The sequence below is a fragment of the Nocardioides sp. AX2bis genome (assembly GCF_902506435.1).
GTDB lineage: Bacteria > Actinomycetota > Actinomycetes > Propionibacteriales > Nocardioidaceae > Nocardioides.
Genome location: NZ_LR733215.1, coordinates 2,256,366 through 2,264,854 on the forward strand (window position 1 = coordinate 2,256,366; position 8,489 = coordinate 2,264,854).

Genomic DNA, 8,489 nt, shown 5'->3' on the forward strand with positions numbered 1-8,489 from the left:
TACGTTCGTCGCATGCGGCTGCTCCACACCTCCGACTGGCACCTGGGCCGGTCCTTCCACCGGGAGGGCATGCTCGAGCACCAGGCCGCGTTCGTCGACCACCTGCTCGAGGTCGTCGCGTCCGAGGAGGTCGACGCGGTGCTGGTCGCGGGCGACGTCTACGACCGGGCGCTGCCGCCGGTCGACGCCGTGCGCCTGGCCGACGAGTCCCTGGCCCGGCTGGCCGCCTCGCGGGCGCGGGTCGTGCTGACCAGCGGCAACCACGACTCCGCCCAGCGGCTCGGCTTCAGCTCCCGGCTGATCGACGCCGCCGGGGTCCACATCCGTGCCGACGTGTCCGCGGTCGGGGTCCCGGTCCTGCTCGAGGACGACCACGGCCCCGTCGCCGTGCACGGCCTGCCCTACCTCGACCCGCACACCGTCACCGACGCCTGGGGCCTGCCCGTGCGCAGCCACGAGAGCGCGATGGCCGAGGCGATGCGCCGGGTGCGCGCCGACCTCGCCACCCGCCCGGCCGGCACCCGCTCGGTCGTCCTGGCCCACGCCTTCGTCGCCGCCGGCGGGACCGCGCCGGAGGCCAGCGACTCCGAGCGCGACATCAGCGTCGGCGGGGTCTCGCTGGTGCCCGGGTCGGTCTTCGACGGCGTCGACTACGTCGCCCTCGGCCACCTGCACGGCCGCCGTGCGCTGACCGACCGGCTGCGCTACTCCGGCTCGCCGCTGGCCTACTCCTTCTCCGAGGCCGAGCACCGCAAGGGCTCCTGGCTGGTCGACCTCGACGCCACCGGCGGCGTCGACGCGACCTGGGTCGACGCCCCGGTCCCCCGCCCGCTGGCCCGGCTGCGCGGCTCGCTGGAGGAGCTGCTCGGCGACCCCCGGCACGCGGTGCACGAGGGGTCCTGGGTGGAGGCGACGCTCACCGACGCCAGCCGCCCGCTCCAGGCGATGGAGCAGCTGCGGCGACGCTTCCCGCACGCCCTGCTGCTGTCCTTCGCGACCCCTCCCCCGGGCCTGGCCGTGCTCGGCGACGGCGCGGCGCGCGGCACCCGGCGTACCGACCGGGAGCTGGCGACCGAGTTCCTGACCACCATGCGCGGCGCCGAGCCCGCCGACGCCGAACTGGCTCTGCTCCACGAGGCCGTCGACGCGTGCTGCGAGGACACCGACGTCGACACGCTGCTGAGCGCCGGGTCGGATCACGCCTCGGAGACCGACCCCGCGTCGGGGGTGGGTCGGTGAGGCTGCACGAGCTGGAGGTCGCGGCGTTCGGCCCGTTCACGGACGCCGTCACCGTCGACCTCGACGCGCTGGCCGAGGGCGGCTTGTTCCTGCTGTCCGGGCCGACCGGCGCCGGCAAGACAAGCGTCCTGGACGCGGTCTGCTTCGCGCTCTACGGCGAGGTCCCCGGCGACCGCGCTGCCGCCCGGCGGCTGCGCTCCGACCAGGCCGCCGAGGGCGCGGAGCCGCGCGTACGCCTGGTCGCGACCCTGGCAGGACGCCGCTTCGAGCTGACCCGGACCCCGGCCTGGCAGCGGCCCAAGAAGCGCGGCACAGGCACGACCCAGCAGCAGGCCAGCGTCCGGGTCCGCGAGCGGGTCGACGGGTCGTGGACCACGCTCACCACCCGGCTCGACGAGGCCGGGCACCTGGCTACGACGCTGCTGGGGATGAACCTGGCCCAGTTCACGCAGGTCGCGATGCTGCCCCAGGGGCGCTTCCAGGCCTTCCTGCGCGCCGACTCCGACGAGCGGCAGAAGCTGCTGCAGCGCCTGTTCGGCACCGCCCGCTTCGAGCGAGCCGAGTCCTGGCTGCGCGAGCGCCGCAGCGAGGCCCGCCGCGAGCACGACCGCGCCCACCTCGACCTCTCCGGCACCCTCGGTCGCGTCGCCGAGGTCGGCGGCGCCGACCTTCCCGCGTGGGACCTGGACGACCTCGCCCTGCCGGCGCGCTCCGGCGAGGTCACCGCCTGGACGCACGAGCTCGCCCGGGCCGCTGACGACGACCGGGCCACGCTCGACGCCGGCCTCGCCGACGTCGCCACGCAGGAGCAGGAGGCCCGCGCCCTGCTCGAGGCCGCCCGCGTGGAGGCCGAGCGGCTCGCCCGCCGCTCGGCGGCGACGGCCGAGCTCGAGGTGCTCCGCGCGCGCACCGACGACCACGACGAGGAGGTACGCCGCCTCGAGGCCGCTCGCCGCGCGGCCCCCGTCGCTCCGCTCCGCACCCGGCTGACCGCAGCGCTCGGCCAGCAGGACCGCGCCGGGAAGGACCACGCCGTGGCGTGGGCCGAGGCGGAGGCGCTGCTGGGCCCCGCCCCGGTCCTGGAGGTGCCGGAGCCGGAGGACGATGCCGACGAGCCGACGCTCTTCGACCTGCCGGACGACCGGGGGTCCAAGAGCGAGCCCCGGGGGTCGAGGAGCGAGCGCAGCGAGCGTCACGAGACCCCCACCACCCAGGACGCCCCCCGGTGGTCGAGGAGCGAGCGCAGCGAGCGTCACGAGACCCCCACCACCCAGGACGCCGCCGACCTCACCTGGATGCACGAGCAGGCCGACGCCGCGCTGGCCGACGCCACCGCGGTCGACGGAGCCCGCTCCCTGGAGCACCGCGCCCGCGAGGTGGCCGCCGGGCTGGCCGAGGTCCGCACGGAGGTCGCCCGCCGCACCGCGCAGGTCGCCGACCTCGTCGAAGCCTGCGCCGGCGCCCCGACCGAGATCGCAACCCTGCGCTCCAGGGCCGCCGGCGCCCAGCAGGCCGTCGTCCGGGCGGAGGCCGAGCGTCGTACCGTCCGCGACCTCGAGGCCCGCAGCACCGCGGCCCGCGACGCCGACCGTGTCCTCACCCTCCTCGCTCCGGCCCGTCAGCGGCACGCCGAGGCCCGCGACGAGGTCCTGGCCGCCCGCGAGGTCCTGCTCGACCTCCGCGAGCGTCGCATCGCCGGGATGGCCGCCGAGCTGGCCGTCGGACTCGCCGTCGGGGCGAGCTGCCCGGTCTGCGGCTCCGCCGAGCACCCCACCAAGGCCGACCCCGCCCCCGGGTCACCGGACGCGACCGCCGAGCGCCGCGCCCAGCACGACGTCGACCAGGCCAACACCGTGGCGCACCTGCGCGACGAGGAGGTCCGCGACCTGGAGAGCCGGCTGGCTGCAGCCCGGGCGCGCGCGGGCGACGACGAGACCGACGAGCTGCTCGCCCGGACCGAGGTGGCCCGGGCGGCGTGCGCGGCGCTGGAGGCCGAGGCCGCCGGTCTCGAGCAGCACCACCGCGACCTGGACCGTGTCGAGCAGGAGCAGGAGGCGCGTCAGGCCGCGCTGACCGAGGCCCGCTCCGCCCTGGACCGCGCCGAGGAGCGTCGCACCGCCCTGGAGGAGCAGTGCGTCGCCCTGGACGCCGAGCTGGCCGCGGTCCGCGGGGGGCACCCCGACCTGGACACCGCCGAGCGCCACCACCTGGACCGGGTGGGCGCAGCGCGGCGCGCGGTGCGGGCCGCCGAGGCCCTGGTCTCGGCACGGACGCACGTCCTCGAAGCCACCGCGGCCCTGGCTGCGGCGGCCGAGCACGCCGGTTTCGCCTCCCCCGAGCAGGCCCGCGACGCCACCCTGCCCGGTGCCGACGTCGACGCCCTCGACGCCCGCGTCCGCCGGCACCGGGAGCGGCTGAGCGCCGTCACCGCGGTGCTGCGCGACACCGATCCCGGCCCCGCGACCGGAGGGGACCAGGCGCAGCCCGACCTCCCGGCGCTCGAGGCGACGCACCGCGCCGCCCTCGACCGGCTCGGCGACCACCGCGGCCGCCAGCGCCAGGTCGCGCACCGCGCCGCCCGGCTCGGCGAGCTCGACGCCGAGGTCACGGCCGCCGTGGCCCGCTGGACGCCGCTGCGCGACGAGCTCGACCTGGTGGCCCGCCTCTCGACCTTCGCCGAGGGCCGCAGCGCCGACAACCGGTGGCAGATCCGGTTCTCGGCCTACGTGCTGGCCTACCGGCTGAGCCAGGTGGTCGCCGCCGCCAACGTCCGGCTGGCCCGGATGAGCGACCAGCGCTACGCCCTCGAGCACACCGCCGACCGCGGCCGCGACCGCCGCGGCGGCCTCGGCCTGCTGGTGCGCGACGACTGGTCGGGGCTCTCGCGCAACCCCTCCACGCTCTCGGGCGGGGAGACCTTCGTGGTCTCGCTGGCCCTGGCGCTCGGGCTGTCCGACGTGATCACGGCCGAGGCCGGCGGCGTCGAGCTGGACACCCTCTTCGTCGACGAGGGGTTCGGCTCCCTGGACGCCGACACCCTCGACGACGTGATGGACACCCTCGACGCGCTGCGCGACGGCGGCCGGGTCGTCGGCGTGGTCAGCCACGTCGCCGAGATGCGCGACCGGATCCCGGTCCAGCTGCGGGTGACCAAGGCCCGCACCGGCTCGCGCCTTGCGATCCACCGGTGAGCGGGCGGGTAGGTTCACGGCCATGAGCGGTCCCACCCTCGATCCCACCTTCGCGGCGCTGCCCCACCGACTGCTCGGCGAGGTCGCCCTCGGGCGGGCCGAGCAGCTCGGCGCCACGCACGCCGACTTCCGCCTCGAGCGGGTCCGCTCGCAACATCTCGGCGTGCGCGACGGGGTGCTCCAGGGCGCCAGCGACGCCGAGGACCTCGGCTTCGCCGTCCGCGTCCTGCACGGTGGCGCCTGGGGCTTCGCCTCCGGCGTGGTGCTGACCGAGGCCGAGGCGGTCGCCGTGGCCGAGCGCGCCGTCGGGGTCGCCCGGGTCGCGGCCACGATGACGACCGAGCCGGTCCGCCTCGCGCCCGAGCCGACGTACGACGACGTCACCTGGGTCTCGGCCTACGACGTCGACCCGCTCGGGGTCCCCGTGGCCGAGAAGGCCGCCGTGCTCGTGGACTGGACCGAGCGGCTGCGCCGCAGCGACGCGGTCGACCACGCGACGGCGTTCCTGCTGCAGGTGCACGAGAACAAGTACTACGCCGACCTCACCGGCACCCGGACCACGCAGCAGCGGGTCCGGATGCAGCCCGGCTTCGAGGCCATGGGCTCCACCGCGACCTCCTTCGACTCGATGGCCAGCATCGCGCCGCCGGTGGGCCGGGGCTGGGAGTACTGCACCGGCACGCCGGCCCAGGGCGCCTGGGACTGGGACGCCGAGCTGGCCGAGGTGCCGGACCTGCTGGCCGAGAAGCTCGCGGCGCCGTCGGTGCAGCCGGGCACCTACGACCTGCTGGTGCACCCCTCCAACCTGTGGCTGACGATCCACGAGTCGATCGGGCACGCCACCGAGCTCGACCGGGCGCTGGGCTACGAGGCCAACTACGCCGGGACCTCGTTCGCCACGCCGGACCACCTCGGCACGCTGCGCTACGGCAGCGAGGTCATGCACGTCACCGGCGACCGGACGTACCCGCACGGCCTGTCGACCGTCGGGTACGACGACGAGGGGGTGCAGACCCAGTCGTGGGACATCGTCCGCGACGGTGTCCTGGTCGGCTACCAGCTCGACCGGGCGATGGGCGAGATGATGCCCGAGCTCAACGGCGGGCGCTCCAACGGCTGCGCGTACGCCGACTCCCCCGGCCACGTCCCGGTCCAGCGGATGGCCAACGTCTCCCTGCAGCCGGACCCCGACGGCCCGTCGACCGAGGAGCTGATCGGTCGGGTCGAGCGCGGCATCTACGTCGTCGGCGACAAGTCCTGGTCGATCGACATGCAGCGGTTCAACTTCCAGTTCACCGGTCAGCGGTTCTACGCGATCGAGGACGGGGAGCTGCGCGGCCAGCTGCGCGACGTGGCGTACCAGGCCACGACGACGGACTTCTGGGGCTCGCTCGAGGCCGTCGGCGGCCCGCAGACCTGGGTGCTGGGCGGGGCCTTCAACTGCGGCAAGGCCCAGCCCGGCCAGGTCGCGGCGGTCAGCCACGGGTGCCCGACGTCGCTGTTCCGCGGCGTGTCGATCCTCAACACCGCCGAGGAAGGAGGCCAGTGATGGCCACCCCCGGACCCGCTGGCGCGCCCACGCCCCAGGACCTCGCCGAGCACGCGTTGGCCGCCAGCTCCGCCGACGACTGCGTGGTCGTCGTCCGCGACGCCACCAGCGCGAACCTGCGCTGGGCCACCAACACCCTGACCACCAACGGCGTGATGCATGCTCTGTCGGTCACCGTGGTCTCGTTCGTGCGGTCCGCCGCCGGCACCGGCACCGGATCCGTCACCTCCACCGCGACCACCCGCGACCAGGTCGAGGTGCTGGTGGCGTCCGCCGACGCCGCGGCCCGGGCCTCCTCGCCGGCCGAGGACGTCGCCGAGCTGCTCGGGGACCGGGTGTCGCCGGACTGGGCCGAGGCCCCCGAGCCGACCGACGTCGAGGTGTACGCCACCATCGCCCCCGCGCTCGGCGAGGCCTTCGGGCGTGCCCGGTCCGCCGGTCGGGTGCTCTACGGGTTCGTCAACCACGAGATGACCACGACGTACCTCGCCTCCAGCACCGGCCTGCGGCTGCGCCACGTCCAGCCCAACGGCCACGTCGGGGTCACCGGCAAGAGCGCCGACCTGACCCGCAGCGCCTGGGTCGGCGCCGCGACCCGCGACTTCACCGACGTCGACCCGCTGGCCCTCGACGACGAGCTGGCCAAGCGCCTGGCCTGGGCCGAGCGGCGCGTCGACCTCCCGGCCGGGCGCTACGACACGATCCTGCCGCCGACGGCCGTGGCCGACCTGATGATCGACGCCTACTGGTACGCCGGCGGGCGCGACGCCCACGAGGGCCAGTCGGTCTACAGCCGCCGCGGCGGCGGCACCCGCGTCGGCGACCGGCTCGCCCGCCCCGGGGTCGGGCTGTGGTCCGACCCCGCCGCGCCCGGGCTGGAGTGCGCCCCGTTCGTGCTCGCCACGACGTCGTCCAACGAGTCGTCGGTCTTCGACAACGGGCTGGCGCTGGGCCGCACCGACTGGCTGCGCGACGGCGAGCTGACCTCGCTGATCCAGACCCGGCACTCCGCGGCGATGACAGACCTGCCCGTGACCCCGTACGTCGACAACCTCGTGCTCGAGGTCGACGGCGCGTCCGGGAGCGTCGACGACCTGGTCGCCGGCACCGAGCGCGGCCTGCTGCTGACCTGCCTGTGGTACATCCGCGAGGTCGACCCCCAGACCCTGCTGCTGACCGGGCTGACCCGCGACGGGGTCTACCTCGTCGAGGACGGCGAGGTGACCGGCGCGGTCAACAACTTCCGTTTCAACGAGAGCCCGGTCGACCTGCTGCGCCGCTTCAGCCACGCCGGGGCGACCGTGCCCGGGTTCAGCCGGGAGTGGGGCGACGACTACTTCTCCCGCACCGCGATGCCACCGCTGCGGGTGCCGGACTTCAACATGTCCAGCGTCTCCCAGGCCCTCTGAGCCGAGATGACGCTCGCGGACAGCCGAGATGACGCTCGCGGCGCCTCGAGGTGACGCTTGCGGCGCCCTCGCTGCCGCTCAGCGCACCCAGCCACTGGTCTTGTCGCGGGCGACCTCGTGCCACAGCCGGGGCAGGTCGGCCTCGACGGCGTGCGCGGCAGCCTCCTCCCGGGCGTGCAGCCGCCCCCAGGTGAAGGTCGGCTCCCCGGAGCGCTCCGCCTCGGCGGCGAGGGTCCGCAGCAGAGCCCGGGTCTCGACGGTGTCCTGACGGTCCCCCAGCGCCGTGGTCAGCCGCTTGGCCCGCTTCGTGAGGCGGTCGGCGTCCGCGCCGAACGCCGGGCGGGCGACCTCGGCGGCGTACCGCAGCCGCTTGACCGCCTTGCGCAGGTCGTGCACGGCGTCGTCGCGCTCGCGCTCCGCGCGGCTCCCCGGGGCGACGTCGGGCACGGCGTCCACCCGGTCGGCGACGCGCGACAGCTCCTTGCGCAGCCGGGTGGTCACGACCTTCGCGGCCTTCTTCTCCGCCCGGTCGGTCCACGGTGGCGTCTCGGCCAGCCGGCGCACGGCATCGACGAGCCGCGCGCAGCGGTCCGAGCCCAGGACGTCGTCGGCGGCACCGGCCGTCCTCCGCGCGGCACGTTGGTGGGTGGCCAGCCGGCGGCGTACGGGTCCCCGCACCAGGCGCGGCTCCTCCTCGTCCAGCAGCCGGGCCAGGCGCTCGCCGACGACCTCGACGTCGCGGCGCTCCCCCAGCGCCCGGGCCAGCCACTGCAGCTCGGCCCGCACCGGCTCGACCTCGTCCCGGTCGACCAGGGGCCGGTACGCCGCGAGAACCGCGCGGAGCCGGCGGCAGGTGGTGCGGGTGCGGTGCAGCCCGTCGTCCCGGTCAGCCTGCGCCGCGGCGACGGCGCCCGGAAGCCGCTCGGCGAGCCCGGTCAGCCGGCGCTGCAGGACGTCACGGGCGGGTGAGGAGGGGGCGAGGGCGGCCACCGCCGCAGTCTGGACCGCCGTACGGCCCTCGGCCACCACCCCGGCGCGCCGGAACCGTCATCTCGAGGCGCCGCGAGCGTCATCTCGGCTGTCCGCGAGCGTCATCTCGGC

At 75.9% G+C, this 8,489-nt stretch carries 5 protein-coding genes; 4 read left to right on the top strand and 1 reads right to left on the bottom strand.

The annotated features are described in order from the left end of the window. The first annotated feature begins 12 nt into the window (after window positions 1–12). From GV155_RS10815 to GV155_RS10830, 4 genes are read left to right on the top strand one after another with little or no spacing between them, the layout of a single operon-like run. Entirely contained in the window at window positions 13–1,239 is a 1,227-nt protein-coding gene (locus tag GV155_RS10815) for an exonuclease SbcCD subunit D (protein WP_160007853.1), read from the top strand. Next, complete coding sequence (locus GV155_RS10820) at window positions 1,236–4,430, top strand: AAA family ATPase (protein WP_160007855.1); 3,195 nt, start codon at window positions 1,236–1,238, stop codon at window positions 4,428–4,430. The genes GV155_RS10815 and GV155_RS10820 overlap by 4 nt, the downstream gene beginning before the upstream one ends. 22 nt (window positions 4,431–4,452) lie before the next feature. Then, window positions 4,453–5,979, top strand: coding sequence for a TldD/PmbA family protein (locus GV155_RS10825; RefSeq protein ID WP_160007857.1), 1,527 nt, complete (start codon window positions 4,453–4,455; stop codon window positions 5,977–5,979). Further along, a complete protein-coding gene (locus GV155_RS10830; protein ID WP_160007859.1) occupies window positions 5,979–7,388 on the top strand; it encodes a metallopeptidase TldD-related protein in 1,410 nt (469 codons plus the stop codon). The genes GV155_RS10825 and GV155_RS10830 overlap by 1 nt, the downstream gene beginning before the upstream one ends. Window positions 7,389–7,466: 78 nt before the next feature. Here the strand turns inward: GV155_RS10830 and GV155_RS10835 are convergent, their stop codons facing one another. Further along, window positions 7,467–8,378 (bottom strand): CHAD domain-containing protein, encoded by a 912-nt coding sequence (locus GV155_RS10835; protein ID WP_160007861.1) that lies wholly within the window; start codon window positions 8,376–8,378, stop codon window positions 7,467–7,469. Window positions 8,379–8,489: the final 111 nt, after the last annotated feature.

What these genes read in the sequence shown, in the direction of transcription:
- GV155_RS10830 (WP_160007859.1), top strand. Translation starts at nt 5,979, where the DNA reads ATGGCCACCCCCGGACCCGCTGGCGCGCCCACGCCCCAGGACCTCGCC.
- GV155_RS10815 (WP_160007853.1), top strand. Translation starts at nt 13, where the DNA reads ATGCGGCTGCTCCACACCTCCGACTGGCACCTGGGCCGGTCCTTCCAC.
- GV155_RS10825 (WP_160007857.1), top strand. Translation starts at nt 4,453, where the DNA reads ATGAGCGGTCCCACCCTCGATCCCACCTTCGCGGCGCTGCCCCACCGA.